Origin of the sequence: Nocardia arthritidis, from assembly GCF_011801145.1 — a bacterium.
In the GTDB taxonomy this organism is placed as follows: Bacteria; Actinomycetota; Actinomycetes; order Mycobacteriales; family Mycobacteriaceae; genus Nocardia; species Nocardia arthritidis_A.
The window spans coordinates 6,815,544-6,830,810 of sequence record NZ_CP046172.1 but is presented as its reverse complement, the minus strand read 5'-3'; the positions used below and the strand labels follow the sequence as shown (position 1 = coordinate 6,830,810).

Genomic DNA, 15,267 nt, shown 5'->3' with positions numbered 1-15,267 from the left:
TTCCTACGAATTCCGGGTTGTCAGACATAAGGCAGCATTGTTGGTTCACACGGGATGGATGCGACGGTGCCGGGGGCGAAGGTGTTCAGGATGATTGCCCCGACGGTTCGGTCCTCGGACAGTCCGTTGTGTCCGGCCAGGTCGATCGGGCACAGGTCCTGGAGCACGATGTTCGTCGCGTTGGGTGCGAGCCGTACGCCGCTGGTGTAGGGGATGACCTCATGGTCGGCGCGGGTGACGATATTGGTGTAGCGCACGCGGTCGGAGTAGACGCCGCTGGCTTGCAACCGGTTGATGAAATCGGAGCCGGTCAGCATGTCAGTGCAGGCCGCGCAGGTCGGCTGGAACGCGGCATAGGTGGCGTCGTATGTGCCGAGCGCGCGCAGCGAGGACACGATCGGCTCGGCGACGGCGGTGCCCTGCCAGATCGGTGCCAGGCTGACCACCTGTTCCACCGCGTCGGCGCCGCCGTGGAATTGGAGGTACGCGGCACCGACCAGGGTGCCTTCCGACCAGGTGACCATGTCGACCGTTCGCGAGCCGGTCGCGGCGCGCACGCGGTCGACGAATTCCCGCAATTGGGCAGCGGATTGGTCGATCGGAATGAAGCCACCCATCCCGGCCTGCGGGCCCTGCGCGTCCGGTGCGACACCGTAGGTGATCGCGAACACGCAGTAGCCTTCGTTATGCAGCAGCGGTGAATAACTCTGCCAACTGTCCGCACCATTGCCGGTGATGCCGTGTACCAGAACCACCGGCCGTGGATGGGCGGGGCCCGGCACGCAGTTCCAGTCGTTACCACCCGGTGGGTCGAACGGTGCGGTGGCGGTGGCCGCCGATGCGACGAACGCGGTCAAGGAATACGGTACCGGTAACGGATCCGCCGCGGCCCGCCCCGGAACGATCGACAGTGCCGCCGCCAGGACAATTAGGATTCGACGCACCATTCGCTCCTTTATTGATCCGTTGATAAGTCCATATCTCGCGTGGCGATTTCGTCATTCCGACGTGGGACATACGCTGAATCCGGCGGGGGCGGGCGGCTCGGTTCGTCGCCGCATCCGATTCAGTCCGTGGGCAATACGGCGGCGACCTCCTGCTTGGCGTGCAGCGAGTTGTACATCTGAACGCCGGCGACGATACCGACCGGAATGCCCAGTGCCGCACCGCCGATGATGGCGCCGACACCGCCGAAATCGACCGCGCCCATGATGCAGGCGCCCAAAACCCCGGGCAGCACCAGCGGCGGCATGAGGGCCGTGGCGAACAGTCCGACGGCACCGCCGAGCACACAGCCCGCGCCGAGCCCGATCACGCCGCCGACCATGGCGCCGACGCCGGTGGCCAAACCGAATTCGGTGGCCGCGATCCCGAGCGCGTTGTTGAAATCGTTCATCCGGTCCGCGGGCGAGGGCGGCGGCGGGACGTCCGGCGGTGTCGGATCATCGACCGGCCGAACACCGGGCAACGCTCCGTCGGAGCGGGTCGGTTGATCGGCCGGGATCCACGGCGGTCCGACGGACGCTTCATGACCGGAGTTATCTCGCGCGGTGACCGTGGTGCCGTCGACACGCACGCTGCCGATCGGAGTGTCGATCTCCGAGGTATGGGTGTTCTGGTCGGCGTGGAAGCCGATGCCGGGTATGGGCGGCGGTGCGGGCATAGGCGGTGTGGACGGTTGGTTCGGTTCCACAGCCGCGGCAGGTGGCGCGGCGAAGCCGGTACCCGCGATGAATTGCCCGGTGGCGCCGGTGATCTGGTACTGGTTGGTGCCGCGGGTTGTCAGTGCGCCGAGCGGAGTGCTGATCCGCACCGAATCGTCGGCCACGCTGCTCGAGTAGTTCAGCAGCCCGGGCAGGATATCGAGCCGGATCCCGGTGTTGTCCATGGCAGGTGGTTGCGGTGGGGCGGCATTCGCCGTCGCCGCGTCGAGGACCGCGGTGCAGACGGCCGCGGCCGCTAGAGTGCCGATTAGCGTCGCACGCATAGAAACCTCCCCGCTGTCCGGTAGCTGCTGGGCGGCGACGGCGACGCGAGCAGTATTGGGCAACTTCCTGGTTAATAGAATTGCCAGGGTAGGAAGCACTGCCCATCGCCACAAATATCACGGGTGGACTCGGCAGATAGCTGACATATTTCCGCGGTATCGCCCCGAATTCGCGCCAAATCCGTGGCCATTTTGCGCCGCTCCCGAAGCCTCGTCGGCGCTCCGGCCGCCCTGGGGCCGAATGAGTGCTCGGACGAAGCCGACGCCGAAGGAAGTTACGCCCCGGTATTCGCGCGCACCACCGGGACCACCTCTTCGGCGAACCGCGCCGCCGCCGTCATCGGATCTCCTTCGACCGGCCAGAAGATGAAACCGTCGATGCGGTATTGATGTACGAGCATGGTCAGGTCATCGATCCAGCGCTGCGGCGGGCCGTTGAGGAAACCGCGGTCCACGCCGTCGCGGGTGATGGTGCCGCTGACGTTGTAGAGGCGCCGCACGGAGAGCGGGTCGCGGCCTGCGGCGGCCGCGGCGTCGTCGATTCGTTCACCCGCCTGGCGGAGGTAGTCGAGCTCGGCCCAGCCGCTGGACGGCAGCCAACCGTCGGCCGCGCGCCCGGTCAGCTCCAGCATTCGAGGTCCCTTGGCGCCCAACCAGATTCCGGGATCGCCGGTCGGGGCCGGGCCGCCGTGCGCGCCATTGAGCGTGTGGAAGGTTCCGGGTACGCGCAAACCCCGTTCGCCGCTCCACATCGCCCGGATCACCGCGATCGCCTCCGACAGCGCGCGTACGGCGTCACCGCCGCTCAATCGCTGCCCGCCCATCGCGGCGATGGCATCCCAGAACGCCCCGGCGCCGAGTCCGAGATCTATCCGGCCACCGGTCATGATGTCCAGGGAGGCAACCGATTTCGCCAACACCGCGGGATTGCGCAACGGCAGGTTCGCGACATCGGGGAAGAAGGTGAGCCGCGAGGTCCGCACCGCCAAACCCGTGATCAGCGTCCAGGTGTCGAGGTAGCGACGCTGGTACGGATGGTCCTGGATCCCGATCAGATCCAATCCCGCGGTGTCGGCGTAGGCGGCGATCTCGGTGAGCTGCCGGTAATTATCGGCCTCCGGAATCAGGAAAAGGCCGAATTCGACTGTGCGAGTAGGCATCTCTTGCCTCCTGGGTCCGGCGCGGCATTATTCGCCGGGGATCGGTCCGAATGCTCCCCGCGAATAGTCGACGAGTGTCTGCTGGATCTGGGCTGGAGTATTCATGACGAACGGGCCATAGGCGGCGACCGGCTCGCCGAGGGGTGTGCCGGTCCAGAGCAGGAAGTGCAGCGGTTCGTGGCCGTCCGCGGTCACTTCGAGGGCTGTCTCGGCGGCATCCGCGGCCAAGTGCACCGTCTGCCCGGCGTGCGCGGGAGTCCGATCGCTGCCGAACAGGCCGCTCCCGGCCAGCACATATGCGAAGCCACGCTGCCCGGCCGGAATCTCTTGGCGCAGTGCGTGACCGGGCTGCACGGTCACATCGACAAAGGTGATCGGCACGTGATTGCGGGCCGGGCCGGTGACATCCCCGGAACGCCCGGAGAACACCCGTACCCGCGCACCGTCCTCGGTACGCACCGGCATCTCGCCACCGCGCAGATCCTGGTATGCCGGTTCGGTGAATTTGTCGGCGGCGGGCAGGTTGATCCACAGCTGCAAGGTGTGGACGAACTCGCGGTTGTGTGCGAGTTCGGCGTGCACCACTCCGCTGCCCGCCGTCATCCACTGCGCGTCACCTACTCGGAGTACGCCGTGGCCACCGCGGTTGTCCCGGTGCTCGAGTTCCCCCTCGACCACATAGGTGATGGTCTCGAACCCGCGGTGCGGATGCCAGTCGAAACCGTTGCGGCCGAACCAATCCTCGGCCATCAGCAGGAAAGGATCGGTGTCGGCCCAGTTTCCCGGAGCGAGAATCTGAGCCGAACGATCCACCTGACTAGTGGCTCCTCGCTCGACTCGATCGCGAACCGCGCTGACCGCGTGCCCTGGCAGTTGTGTCGTCGTCATCGTGCGCCTCCACATGTTTCCGGCCATGCAATCTATTTGAATGACACGTCATCTAACGCAGACACTCGCTTTGGTATTCCGCCGTGCCCGGCGACCATCGGCTCACTCGTGACGACAGTATTCGATGCCGGGATCAGCGGCATATCGTCGATGCGAACCGGATACATCGGACCGCGGGCCGATTGGCCGAGTCTCTACGATTCACCCGGGGTGATGTGGCGTACTTAAGTCGTTCTACGACGATTGCTGTCGTTTTGCTCGCACTGATACAGATCGTTCCCATCTGTGCGGGCGATAATCGCCGAATGGAGATGCGTCAGCTACGACATTTCGTCGCTCTCGCTGAGGAGGGTGGATTCACCCGGGCGGCCGAGCGCGAATTCATTGTGCAGTCCGGACTCTCGTCATCGATTCGTGCGTTGGAGAAGGACGTCGGCGTCGAGCTGTATGTCCGTGGCACTCATCCGGTGCGGCTGACCGCCGAAGGTGTGGCGCTGCTGCCCGCCGCCCGGCGCGCGCTCGCGGCCGCGGCCGCCACCTATGATGCGATCCAAGCCGTCCGCGGGTTGCTCGTCGGGCAGCTTCGGGTCGGGGCTTACACGTCGACGCGGCATCTGCTGCCGTTCACCGACTGGCTGGCCGAGTTCGGCAGGGATCATCCCGATCTGGATATCCAAGTCCAGAAGCTGCCCTCGCTGCGCATGCATCGGATGGTCGCCGACGGCGAGCTGGACTGTGCGCTCGTCACCCCGACGCCCGACTACCCCGACGATCTGGAGCTGATGCCCCTGGCCAGCGAGCCGTACGTGCTGATCTGCTCGCTCGATCATCCGCTGGCCCAGGTCGAGCAGGTGGCCCTGGATGGGCTGAACGGCGAACGTTTCGTAGAGACCCAGCCGCAGTGGGCGAGCCGTGTGATGACGGATATGGCATTCGCGGGCAACGGACTCACTCGCCGGATCGTGTGCGAGGTCGGCGAGTGGGCAATGGTTGCGGACCTGGTCGCGGCCGGGCTCGGTATCGCCTTCGTGCCCTGCGGGGTAGCGGCCGACTCGTCGCTGCCGGTACACGCGCTGAAGGTCACCGGGTTCGATTTCGATTTCCGCCGCCGCATCGATCTCGCCCTGCCGCGCGGCTCGGCCGCGAGCCCCGCTGCCCGCCGATTCGCTGAACATGTCCAGCGGAATGTCCAGACGACACTGGGGGACTGGTTGTCGGCCAGTTGATCTGTCCGAATATGACCATTCGTAAACCGATGTGCGGGCGGTTGGTGTCCCGGCCTCCGCATTCACTGTGGGCGGCACGCTCGGCGGAACCTAGCCGGGAGATGACGAAAACGCGGGCACGGCAACAGCTTTCGAGCGATCGGGTTTCACAACCACGATCATCATCGTAGCGCTGCCGTGCCCGCCCGAGCGACACGCCGGAACCGCAGGTCAAACCGTCAACCGGCGACTTCGACGGCCCCGTGCGTCGACTGGACTACGAGAAGATATCGAACTGTTTACGTTCGCTTGTCTGCGTGCCGCCGCCGAGCTGTAGCCAGTTGCCCAGGCGCAGTTCCAGCTTATCTCCGGGGGCTAGTTTCCCGGACACCTCGATCCGGCCGCTGCCACTGTTGCAGTCGACTTCCGAAGAATGCTTCCACGACTCACTTGTGCCGCCGTATTCCAGCCACACCGTTTGGCGGGCCGTATTCCAGCATTTGGCGGACAGCTCGCCGGCGACGGTGTACGCACCGCTGCCGTCCCATGTCAATTCGCCATTGAATTTCAGTACGTTACCGTCACGGTTGACCGAGAACCCCACACTGGTCTTACTGCGCCCGCTCGGCGAGATATCGAACTTCTGACCGGCGGTGTACTGTGTACCGCCCTCGGTCATCGCACTGCCTAGGCGCAGTTCCAGCTTCTCGTTGGGTGCCAGTTTCCCGGACACGACGATATTTTTTTCCTCGCCGCGGCACCCGATTTCTTCGGACTTCTTCCATGATTCGGTCTCGCCGCCGTATTCCAGCCGCAGGGTGGTGTGATCACGGTTGTCGCAGAGCAAGTGTCCATCGACCGAGTATCCGCCGTTGTCGTCCCATTTCAATTTCCCCTCGAAGAATGCGTAATCGCCGAGGTCCGCCGAGTCGAATTGAATATGCACCTCGGACTGTCCGGCCGCATGCGCGACGGAAGTCGAAATGGATGATAAGGCCAGCGTCGCCAAAGCGGTGGCGACAGCAGCGCCTACACGTTTCATAGCTGTGAATCCTCTCCATACAGAGTGTTTCGTCTAACGCCGTTGTTCGGTCGAAGAAAATGCATCGCCGATAGAATAAGCGGCTCTGAACCTCGGTGGTTTAATACGCTAACCGAAGGCCACGCAGGCGGCTATGTGCTGATAACACAAATCTATCCGAGTCCGCGCACAAATCGGACGGTTATCGCTCGAAGCTGCTTCACCGCGCTCTCCGACCGGCGGGAGTTCGTCGAATTGGTTCCCGGGTAAGGCCCGCAGATCAGCGCGCCGCCACGAGTGTGCGACCAGGACGTGGAGCTGCCCGCAGGCAGTGCAGTCCGCCGAAAGCTGAGCGGTAACGGGTGGAGTGATGCGACTACGGAGTCTCGTCAGCAGGGATGATCTGCCGGTGGCGGGTGGACGGGTAGTGGCGATTGTGACCTGTGCCGTTCCTCGCCCGATCGGTGATATGAATCACCTGAGGGATCGAACGCCGAAGCCGGTAAATCGCAATTTCTCGACTATCTCCCGCTCAGATGGTAGCCATCTGAATCCCGCGTGTACAAACCGTTAGCGAACAGTATTAAATTGCATTGAGGCCGCAACGGATCCGGTCGCCGCCATAGTCACCGCATTGAATGTGGTGATAGCCCGGATCCGCGGAGGGATTGTCGCCACCGCCGAGCCCGACCCGGTCACCCAGGACATTCTGAATACCGTCGCGGCCGACCTGGAAAAGCAATCCTGGATGTGGCAGGCCCGGAACGGGCCCTGACCTTCACCTCGGTAGCCACTCGTCACTACATTCACGGGCGACGTCGGTCCGTGCTTGGTGGGTGTTGATACCGGTTTCAGTGTCCGGTCACCCGGGCGCAGGTCGCATGAAAGCAGCGAGATAGGGGAATCATGGTGAAGATTAATGTACTCGACTCGTTCATCAGCTATCTCGACATCGGTTCGGGGGACGTCCCGGTGGTGTTCCTGCACGGGAATCCGACGTCTTCGTATCTGTGGCGGTATGTGATACCACACGTTTTCGGTCAGGCCCGCTGCCTGGCGCCGGACCTGATCGGGATGGGCAGTTCGGGCAAGCCCGACATCGACTACCGGTTCGCCGATCACGCCCGCTACCTGGATACCTGGATCGAGGAACTCGGGCTGGAACAGGTGGTGTTCGTCGGCCATGAGTGGGGCGGTGCGCTCGGGATGGATTGGGCCGCAGCACATCCCGGCCGCGTGCGTGGAGTCGCCCTGGTCGAGACATTCCTGCGGCCGCTGCGCTCGGACGACCTGCGACCGGCGTCGATCGGGGTACTCGGGCGGCTGCGCTCGCCCGAGGGGGAGCGAATGGTGTTACAGGACAACATCTTTCTCCAAAAGGATCTCCCGTCGGTTCCTGGTCTGTCGAATACCGACCTCGCCGTCTACCGGGCTCCATACCCCACCCCCACCTCCCGGATGCCGATGCTGGCATGGGCGCGCGAATACCCCTTCGACGGCGAACCCGCCGATGTGGTCCGCCGAGTCACCGAATACGACCACTGGATGGCACGGACGCCCGAGGTGCCGAAGCTGGTGATGGCGGGGGAGGACAGCGCCACCGACCTGGACTCGCCCGAGCTGATCGCTTGGGCCGAGGAGAATTTCGCCGGCGTCGAGGTCGAGACGATCGGACCGGCCGGACGCTGTGCGCCGGAATACCAACCCGACGCCATCGGCGCCGCTGTGGCGGACTGGATTCGCCGGCACACGCTGACCAAGCCGGCACCCAGCCAGTTGGTATGAATCGCAGTCGACAGGGCCGTACCCGTCTCGCCGAACAGCGTCAGGCTGGCCCCGGCGCCCCGCCCGTTGATTTCTTACGGGCGGGGTATCCGTATGCGCGAGCGGTATGGATTATCGATTGAAATGGAAGCCCCATACCTTTTGTGGTTTGGGTCGTGTCCATGAGGGAATTTGGGGGCTTCTCCCAATGTTCCATGTGTTCTGCCGCGAGGTATTCCACAGGTGCTGTCGGTTCGAGTTGTTTTGCCAGGGTGGGTTCCATGCCCGCGGTGGCTGGTTCCAGGTGTTTTGTGGCCGCGGCTGGTTCCACCTGTTTTGCGGCCGCGGCTGGTTCCAGGTGTTTTGTGGTCGTGGCTGGTTCCACGTGTTTTGCGGCCGCGTCTGGTTCCACGTGTTCTCTTCGGGTGGGGTCCATTTGTTCTGCCGCGGCGTATCCGTTTTCGGATTATTAGGCGCTGTGTGTATATCTGTCGGCCGGGTCGAGGTGGTCGTTTCCGCTGGTCTGGTTCGGTCGTTCGATACTGTCGGGTTTGTAGACGGGTTCGTCGGCTTTCCCCGGGTGTACGTGCTGTTGAGCTGGTTGATCTCGTTCCGGCTCAGCTGGGTCGGGCCGTTGTTGCACCTGTTGACCCGACCGTACATAATGCTGCACGGGTCGTTATTGTGAGCCAGGTTGAGAGCGTGGAGGAGTTCGTGTGAAGCGATTTCGGTTCTGTCATGAGCATTCCAGTTGAGGTACTTGGGATCGAGTTTGACATACGGACCCGAACCATCGAGCCCTCCCCAACCGGCCGTCGCCCCGGAGAATCTTTCGTGACTGATGTTGATGGCGCCCCTGCTCGTGCCGGGCTTCAACACGACGTTAAGGCCTGGTGTCGAGTTCAAGTGCTGGACCGCAGTCTCGATGTTGGGATCGTTGACCCTGTTGTTGTAATGAACGATCGCCCGACCCTGCTCGTCGTAACCCTGGATCGCCACTTTCCAGTTTCCCAGAGTCGGAGCTTGGGCCGATGCGGTAGCGGCATTTGTCAGGCTGAGCGCGCCGGGCGCAAGCAATGCGGTGGCGAGAAGGGCGGCGCTTATCCGGGGTCCGGGCTGTTTCACCGCATGTGATAGACCGCCTGACCGCGCCTTCGTAAGTCGATGTTTTCCGCGATAGTTGCGCCGTTTGGCGGTACTCGACATGAAACAGAACCTCCATCTGCAATATAAGTGAATCGGACTGGCGAGCTCGACTGGCGATAGATATCGGAACAGCGATATCAGTTGGTGTTGTGAACACAAGTACCACGCCCATGACTCGACGCCGTCGACCATAGGGCAACATTCTTACCGAGCGAAATTATGTGAAGTAGATCTTCATGATGTTCCGGCCATGCTTCTCATGGGGTAATTCAGAAGTTCTGAGCAGCGCTGGCTGCTGAGGGTTATTGCTGGTGAGGGTGTAGATACGATCGTCATCTTTCCCGGCTACCGCTTGGGCATTGATGCTTGAAAGAGCAACGGCTTCACCGTGTCTCGATGCCGAGTGTCGATGATCGGGCGCCCGATCGGGGCCGATGGTGGACCGCCGACCGAGTCGCCGGAGGAGCCCGTGGCGGAGCAGGCGCCTTCCGACGGGCTTACCCGGCGGTCGTTGAATCGGGTCTCACCGCGCTTGAGGAACGCTTGGAATCGCTTGTCACGGCTCGGGTGGGTTCATATTCTTCGGATCGAAACAAATCGTCCGCCACGCGGCTCGGACGAATTCGAGGTCGGGAGCGCGTTGTGCGTCCAGAAAATCACCGACGTCGTGATTCGCTCTCGATGAAGAAAGTTGACCATGAGATTCAGCGTTTCAGCTGTCCACAGGCGTCGATCCCGGGTCACCGCCGGGTACTCGGCGTCGTGATCGTCGTCGGCTGGGCGGTGGCGAGCCCACAGGCTGTCGCCGAACCGACGCCCGATGTCCTCTTCCTCGATGCGGGCAGCAACAACCCGGTTGCCCCGGCGTGCGCCACGATCGACCGGGGGACCGGCTCGCTGAATCGCAACTGAAGATCCGCCGAGGGCGGTGCGCACCGAGTGATGTTCTGCCACAAATCGATCCGACGATCGGCGAAGGAAGTAACCAATGGGAAAGCACACTGCACGACGGAATCCCATCCCTACAGCGCGTATTGCCTTGGCGTCGGCCGCCGCGCTGATCTACGCGGCGATCGCCGAGCACGGGACCGCGCAGCCGGAGCGGTCCGGCGACGCCGTGGCGCTCACCGCGGACTGGAAGGTCTACCGGAGCCCGGCCCCGCATGGCGGCGGCGGACCGGCGCCGAGCGCCAGACCGGGAATATCGAACAAGCCTGGGGCACCGCACTTTTCGGCTCCGCCGAGAACGGAGATCCCGTCGCCGAGATCCGCGCCTGCCACCCGTCCACAGACTCGGACGGAGTCGCTGTGGACGGAACCCACGGGTCGGAGCCCGCTCGAGCTCGAGTCGGCGCCGAGTCGGACAAGCAGTCCAGGTGCCTCGGGCGCAGCCGGTACAGCCCCGAAGTCCAGCTCGAGCACCGGTAGCGCCGAACAGGTTGGCCCGCTCGCCGGGACACTATCGAGCAGCGGCAGCGCGGTACTCGGCGCGGGTCTCGGCGTGGTCGGACCGTTGGCCGAGGCGTTGGGTACCGGCAGTTCGGCGCTCGGCACCGGCAGCGCGGCGGTGGCCCCAACGGCCGCGGAACTGCTCGGCACCGGCAGCGCGGCGCTCGGCACCGGCAGCGCCGGGATCGGCGGCACCGGCAGCGCGGCTACCGGCGGACTCGGTCTTCCGCTGGCCGTGCTCGGGGCGGTTGCCGGGGCGCTCGGCACCGGCAGCGCCGCGGTCGCCGGACCGGCGGGTACCGTGATCGGCGCGGCGGCACAGGCGCTCGGCACCGGCAGCGCGGCAGTGGCCCCGGTGGTCGGTGGGCTGGCGTCGGGTTCGGCGGAGCGGCTCGCGTACGGCCCGTCGACCACGGACTCGACGGACTCTACGGACTCGACTTTCGCACCCAGTGACGAGACGACCGAAACTCCGCTCGAGCTCAGCGATAACGGTTCGATGGGCTGAGTTGTCGATCGTCATCTGGTCGAGTCGCGTGTGCGCCACCGATCGAGATCACCGGATCTGTCGCCGGTACCGATGACAGCCACTGTTTTGCCGCGCTGGCCGCCGGTTGCGGTGAGGACGGCGGGTAGTTCGTCGAGGTGGACGGTGCGTTCGATCGGCACATGGATTCTGCGGTGGGCCACGGCCTGTACCAGTTGGGCCAGATCCTCGCTGCGTGGCAGATGCTGAAAGTTTCCGCCACCGAGACCGCGGACGACGAGCTCCGCGCTCTCGGCGTCGCCGACCGTACTGAATGCGATGCCTCCGGGGCGGACCAGCGCGAGCAGTTCCTGGAATTCGTCTGGATTGCTCACCAGGTCGATCAGCGCGTCGACACCGTCGGGGTGACGAGTTCGTACCTGGTCGGGCACCGAGGTTTGCGTGTAATCGATGACCTCGACCGCGCCGAGTAGTCGCAGACGACGTTCGTCGTCCTGGTGCCCGGTTGCGATGACGTAGGCGCCGTGGCTGTTCGCGAACTGGACGAAGAAGGAGCCGACACCGCCGGCCGCGCCGATCACGAGGATCCGACGGTCGAGATGCGGTCCGATCGCTGTGTCCAGCGCGCGGGCTGTCAGTCCGGCGACCGGAAGGGCGGCCGCCTCCACCATCGAGAACCGATCGGGTAGCCGGGTGAGGACCGTATCCTGTGCGATCACCGCGTACTCGGCGAAGGAACCCCGCCCGATCGGCGGGCCGGAGAATCTGCCGGTGATCCGCTCGCCGACGTGGAAGCGGGTGACCGCAGGGCCGATCGCGGTCACTGTCCCGGCCCCGTCGGCGCCGAGAACGAGCGGAAATCGGTGTAGTGCTTTGCCTTTCAGGAACCCGTCGGCGATCTTGCGGTCGGCGGGATTGATACTCGCTGATTGGATGCGCACCAGCAGTTCGCCCGGACCGGGTTGGGGCACAGGTATTTCGGTAAGTTCCGGTGGCGCACCGAAGGCGGCGACGGTGACCGCCCGCATACGGGTCATCGGCAGACCCGCAGGCTGGCACCGCCCCGCACCCCTCCGTCGGCCACCGCGATCGCATCGAAATGGAATTGCGCGAACATCGAGACTCCTTCCCAGATCTCTGTATCTCCGATCCGTTCGACTACCCAAGCTAAATCTCGGCAAGGTCGAAGAGGGCCTGCTGAAGCCGGATCATGACAGATATTCGACTGGTCGCATCGATAGTCGGACAACTGTGCCATCGCTATCGCCGATCCGGGTGTGGCGGATATGGCTTGCGCGTTTCGGCTTGTGGCCCACGACGTGACTACCTACTGTTCGGTAACTCGAGTTCGAATATCCGAGGGGACTCCATGCGCGTCTCGAACCCAACACGTCGGCGTAGACGACTCTGGCGCAGCGCGCCAATGGCCATGGCCGCTACCTTGCTGACCGGGGTATTCACCTGCGAGGTCGGCCAGGCCGCCGGGGAACCCGGACTTCAGCAGGTCATGCTGGTCGGCAACAACTGGGAGGGCACCGCCGACGTCATCGAGTCCACCGGGGACTTCGCCAAGATCGGGCGCATCAACCTTGTCCCCGACAAGGACGAGCGGCTGCGTGAGATCTACACCAACCCGGTGCGGCTCGTGTACTTTCTCGGCATCCGCGAAACGGTCGGCGAAGGCCATGACCAGTATGTCGATGACATGTACACCACCCCGGACGGCTCGGCCATTGTCGTCTCACGACCGAGTTTCGCTGACGTCGCTTCCATTGATACCGCCACCGGCACGCTGAAGTGGCGCTTCGAAGTATCGGGCCAGCGCTCCGACCACATGGCCGTCTCCCCTGACGGGACCCGTGTCGCGGTATCGGCCTCGACCAGCAACACCGTCCACGTGCTCGATATCGATACCGGAAAGGAGTTGGGTAAGTTCGCCACCGGCGACAAGCCGCACGAGAACGTCTTCACCAGGGACGGCAAAATCTGGAATATGGCCATCGGTAATGTGAACACCGGTCTCGATGCCCCAGCAATGGACTGGACCAAGGGTGATCGCAAGATCACCATCGCCGATGCGAACACCTTCAAGCAGGTCAAGGTGATCGACATGCGTCCGCGACTGGACACCTTCGGGCGCAAGGACCTCTCGAATGCGGTGCGTCCGGTGGCCTTCAGCCCCGATGAGTCCAAGTTCTACTTCCAGGTGTCGTTCTTCAACGGCTTCCTCGAGTACGACGTGGCCGCCGACAAGATCCTGCGCGTCAAGGAGCTACCGAAGAATCCCAACACCAGCGACGACCGCACCACATTTGTCAACGACTCGCGTCACCACGGCCTGTCGATCAACCCGGAGGGCACCAAGCTGTGCGTCGCCGGAACGATGGACAACTACGCCACCGTCGTCGACACCGCCACCCTCGAGGAGGGTCCGTTGGTGACCGCGGCCAAGCCCTACTGGGCGACAGTCAGCGGTGACGGTAAGGCGTGCCTGATCTCCGAAAGCGCCGCAAACCAGGTCACCGCCATCGATTTCGCCACCGGGCAGAAGATCACCTCGACCCCGGTGGGTGCCCATCCACAGCGAGTCCGGGTGGGCAACCTGTCCGCGGACTGGAAATCGCCCGCCGCGTAAGCCTTGGCGACCGACTTCCCCATCTCGTCAACGCCGATGACGACCGTACCCCGCTGGACCGCCGACGCAGCCCTCTCCATGAAAACGGCACCGGTACCTGGGTACGAATAACCTGACCACCGTAGCTGAGTTGGTGCCGCACCTGTCGGGCAACCTGCCGCGACATCGATCCGTTTCGCACAGCGCGCTCGTGGGGTTGTGCACCAGGGCGATTCGAATCACATCGGGGTGCGGCCAAGCCCGGTGGTGCGCGATCGGGGCCGAGGAAGCCTCGAACGCCGCGGTCGGGCGGAAGTGCGCACGAGACTGCGCTCGGCCGTATCTCGGCCGAGCGCAGTGTGTTTCGGGACGCGGAATCAGCGCCGGTACGTCAGTGGTCGGACGATCTGGCCAGCCCATCGGGCTGCGTATCCGCCTTGGTCGGGCCCTCCGGAGACTGGGCGGGCAGGCCACCGTCGGCCCCGACCGGGCGTCCGACCATGGATACCCCGTCGAGTCCGGTGGCAGGGGGCGCGCCGAGCAAATCGAGGGCGGTCGGGGTGATGTCGACGAACGAGTAAGCACCCGCGGTGGTGGCGCCCGCGCGGAAGTCGGGGCCTCGCGCGATCAGGAAACTCGCTGTCTCCCAAGGTGTTTGGCCGCCATGTCCACCCCACGGTACGTGGCCGTGATCGGTGGTGACCAGAATGGTCCAGCGCTCCTTGGGGTTGGCCGCGGCACGCTTGTCCACTGCGGCGACGATGCGGCCGACCTCGGTGTCGACCCGCTTGATCGCGTTCCGGTACTCGGACGACCAGGTGCCGTGCGCATGTCCGGCCTCGTCGACCTGGTCGAGGTGGGTGAACAGGAAGTCGGTGCCCTGATCGATCTGTTCGATGGCGCCGTCGGCGGTTGCGGTGTCGGTCTTGGATTCGTCGGCGTCGCCCGGGACGGCGGGGGTGGTGCGGACGATGTCGGCGTGCGGGTTGCCGCTGCCTGCGATGGTTTCGATCTTGCCCCAGGTGGCGATCGATGCGGTTTTCAGATTGGGATCGGCCTTTTCGAGCCGGGTGAATACGGTCGGCCACTTGGCGAACGGTTTGGCGTCGAAATCGTTGTTCGTGATGCCGTGTTTGGTGTCCCATACTCCGGTGAGCGTGGTGGCCCACGATGGACCGGAAATCGTGATGTGTGGCGAGATCGAGTACCGCGACAGGGTGCCCTGCTCGCTGAGCTTCAGCAGATTGGGCGCGCCGACCTTTTCGACCTTGTCGTACATTGTGCCGTCGAGGCCGATGACGACGAGCTTGTTCGTCGCGGCGTCGGCGTGCGCGGTGGGTCCGGACACTGTGGCGGCGGTGAGGGCGATGAGTGAAGCAGCCACGGAGACAAAGGTTTTCGATAGCGACTTGCTCATGGGGTCCATGGTCTAGACCATGCAGGCGGATGGTGCCGGGCGTCCAGGCATGCGCGCTACTGTTCATAGAGATTTCAGCGGTCTGGACCAATTGGTTGCGGCGGCGCTATCCGGCCGCCGGCGATTCGT

13 protein-coding genes are annotated in these 15,267 nt (G+C 64.2%); 6 read left to right on the top strand and 7 right to left on the bottom strand.

Annotated features, from left to right (window positions below; all coding sequences use genetic code 11):
- Positions 1-20 precede the first annotated feature (20 nt).
- From F5544_RS30940 to F5544_RS30925, 4 genes are all read right to left on the bottom strand, one after another.
- Positions 21-947, bottom strand: coding sequence for an esterase/lipase family protein (locus tag F5544_RS30940; RefSeq protein ID WP_167476446.1), 927 nt, complete (start codon positions 945-947; stop codon positions 21-23).
- A gap of 119 nt (positions 948-1,066) precedes the next feature.
- Positions 1,067-1,987 (bottom strand): hypothetical protein, encoded by a 921-nt coding sequence (locus F5544_RS30935; protein ID WP_167476445.1) that lies wholly within the window; start codon positions 1,985-1,987, stop codon positions 1,067-1,069.
- A gap of 275 nt (positions 1,988-2,262) precedes the next feature.
- Entirely contained in the window at positions 2,263-3,147 is an 885-nt protein-coding gene (locus F5544_RS30930; protein ID WP_167476444.1) for an LLM class flavin-dependent oxidoreductase, read from the bottom strand.
- Positions 3,148-3,174: 27 nt separating this feature from the next.
- Positions 3,175-4,035 carry a pirin family protein gene (locus F5544_RS30925; RefSeq protein WP_167476443.1) on the bottom strand — a complete coding sequence of 287 codons (861 nt, stop codon included), beginning with the start codon at positions 4,033-4,035 and terminating at the stop codon, positions 3,175-3,177.
- 305 nt (positions 4,036-4,340) lie between these two features.
- Between F5544_RS30925 and F5544_RS30920 the strand changes: the two genes are divergently transcribed.
- Entirely contained in the window at positions 4,341-5,261 is a 921-nt protein-coding gene (locus F5544_RS30920) for a LysR family transcriptional regulator (protein ID WP_167476442.1), read from the top strand.
- A 256-nt stretch (positions 5,262-5,517) separates the two neighbouring features.
- Here the strand turns inward: F5544_RS30920 and F5544_RS30915 are convergent, their stop codons facing one another.
- On the bottom strand, positions 5,518-6,282 hold the full coding sequence (locus tag F5544_RS30915; RefSeq protein ID WP_167476441.1) for a hypothetical protein: 765 nt from the start codon (positions 6,280-6,282) through the stop codon (positions 5,518-5,520).
- 613 nt (positions 6,283-6,895) lie between these two features.
- Between F5544_RS30915 and F5544_RS30910 the strand changes: the two genes are divergently transcribed.
- The 4 genes from F5544_RS30910 to F5544_RS30895 all read left to right on the top strand — a co-directional run bounded on the left by F5544_RS30910 (position 6,896) and on the right by F5544_RS30895 (position 11,128).
- On the top strand, positions 6,896-7,036 hold the full coding sequence (locus F5544_RS30910) for a hypothetical protein (protein ID WP_167476440.1): 141 nt from the start codon (positions 6,896-6,898) through the stop codon (positions 7,034-7,036).
- A 131-nt stretch (positions 7,037-7,167) separates the two neighbouring features.
- Positions 7,168-8,046: a haloalkane dehalogenase gene (locus F5544_RS30905; protein ID WP_167476439.1), complete on the top strand. Its 879-nt coding sequence runs from the start codon at positions 7,168-7,170 to the stop codon at positions 8,044-8,046.
- Between the two features lie 1,806 nt (positions 8,047-9,852).
- Positions 9,853-10,083 carry a hypothetical protein gene (locus F5544_RS30900; protein WP_167476438.1) on the top strand — a complete coding sequence of 77 codons (231 nt, stop codon included), beginning with the start codon at positions 9,853-9,855 and terminating at the stop codon, positions 10,081-10,083.
- Positions 10,084-10,672: 589 nt separating this feature from the next.
- Entirely contained in the window at positions 10,673-11,128 is a 456-nt protein-coding gene (locus F5544_RS30895) for a hypothetical protein (RefSeq protein ID WP_167476437.1), read from the top strand.
- 11 nt (positions 11,129-11,139) lie between these two features.
- Here F5544_RS30895 and F5544_RS30890 read toward each other — a convergent pair whose 3' ends face one another.
- A complete protein-coding gene (locus F5544_RS30890; protein WP_167476436.1) occupies positions 11,140-12,144 on the bottom strand; it encodes an NADP-dependent oxidoreductase in 1,005 nt (334 codons plus the stop codon).
- Positions 12,145-12,530: 386 nt separating this feature from the next.
- On the opposite strand from F5544_RS30890, the gene F5544_RS30885 reads away from it, so the two are divergent.
- Positions 12,531-13,742, top strand: a complete 1,212-nt coding sequence (locus F5544_RS30885) for a YncE family protein (RefSeq protein WP_238846756.1) — start codon at positions 12,531-12,533, stop codon at positions 13,740-13,742.
- Between the two features lie 370 nt (positions 13,743-14,112).
- On the opposite strand, the gene F5544_RS30880 is transcribed toward F5544_RS30885, so the two are convergent.
- Positions 14,113-15,105, bottom strand: coding sequence for an alkaline phosphatase family protein (locus tag F5544_RS30880; protein ID WP_238846755.1), 993 nt, complete (start codon positions 15,103-15,105; stop codon positions 14,113-14,115).
- Positions 15,106-15,267 lie beyond the last annotated feature (162 nt).

Bases quoted from the DNA above. Each gene is read 5' to 3' on its own strand.
- F5544_RS30935 (WP_167476445.1), bottom strand. From the start codon at position 1,987: ATGCGTGCGACGCTAATCGGCACTCTAGCGGCCGCGGCCGTCTGCACC.
- F5544_RS30925 (WP_167476443.1), bottom strand. From the start codon at position 4,035: ATGACGACGACACAACTGCCAGGGCACGCGGTCAGCGCGGTTCGCGAT.
- F5544_RS30900 (WP_167476438.1), top strand. From the start codon at position 9,853: ATGAAGAAAGTTGACCATGAGATTCAGCGTTTCAGCTGTCCACAGGCG.
- F5544_RS30940 (WP_167476446.1), bottom strand. From the start codon at position 947: ATGGTGCGTCGAATCCTAATTGTCCTGGCGGCGGCACTGTCGATCGTT.
- F5544_RS30915 (WP_167476441.1), bottom strand. From the start codon at position 6,282: ATGAAACGTGTAGGCGCTGCTGTCGCCACCGCTTTGGCGACGCTGGCC.
- F5544_RS30890 (WP_167476436.1), bottom strand. From the start codon at position 12,144: ATGACCCGTATGCGGGCGGTCACCGTCGCCGCCTTCGGTGCGCCACCG.
- F5544_RS30930 (WP_167476444.1), bottom strand. From the start codon at position 3,147: ATGCCTACTCGCACAGTCGAATTCGGCCTTTTCCTGATTCCGGAGGCC.
- F5544_RS30905 (WP_167476439.1), top strand. From the start codon at position 7,168: ATGGTGAAGATTAATGTACTCGACTCGTTCATCAGCTATCTCGACATC.
- F5544_RS30920 (WP_167476442.1), top strand. From the start codon at position 4,341: ATGGAGATGCGTCAGCTACGACATTTCGTCGCTCTCGCTGAGGAGGGT.
- F5544_RS30885 (WP_238846756.1), top strand. From the start codon at position 12,531: ATGGCCATGGCCGCTACCTTGCTGACCGGGGTATTCACCTGCGAGGTC.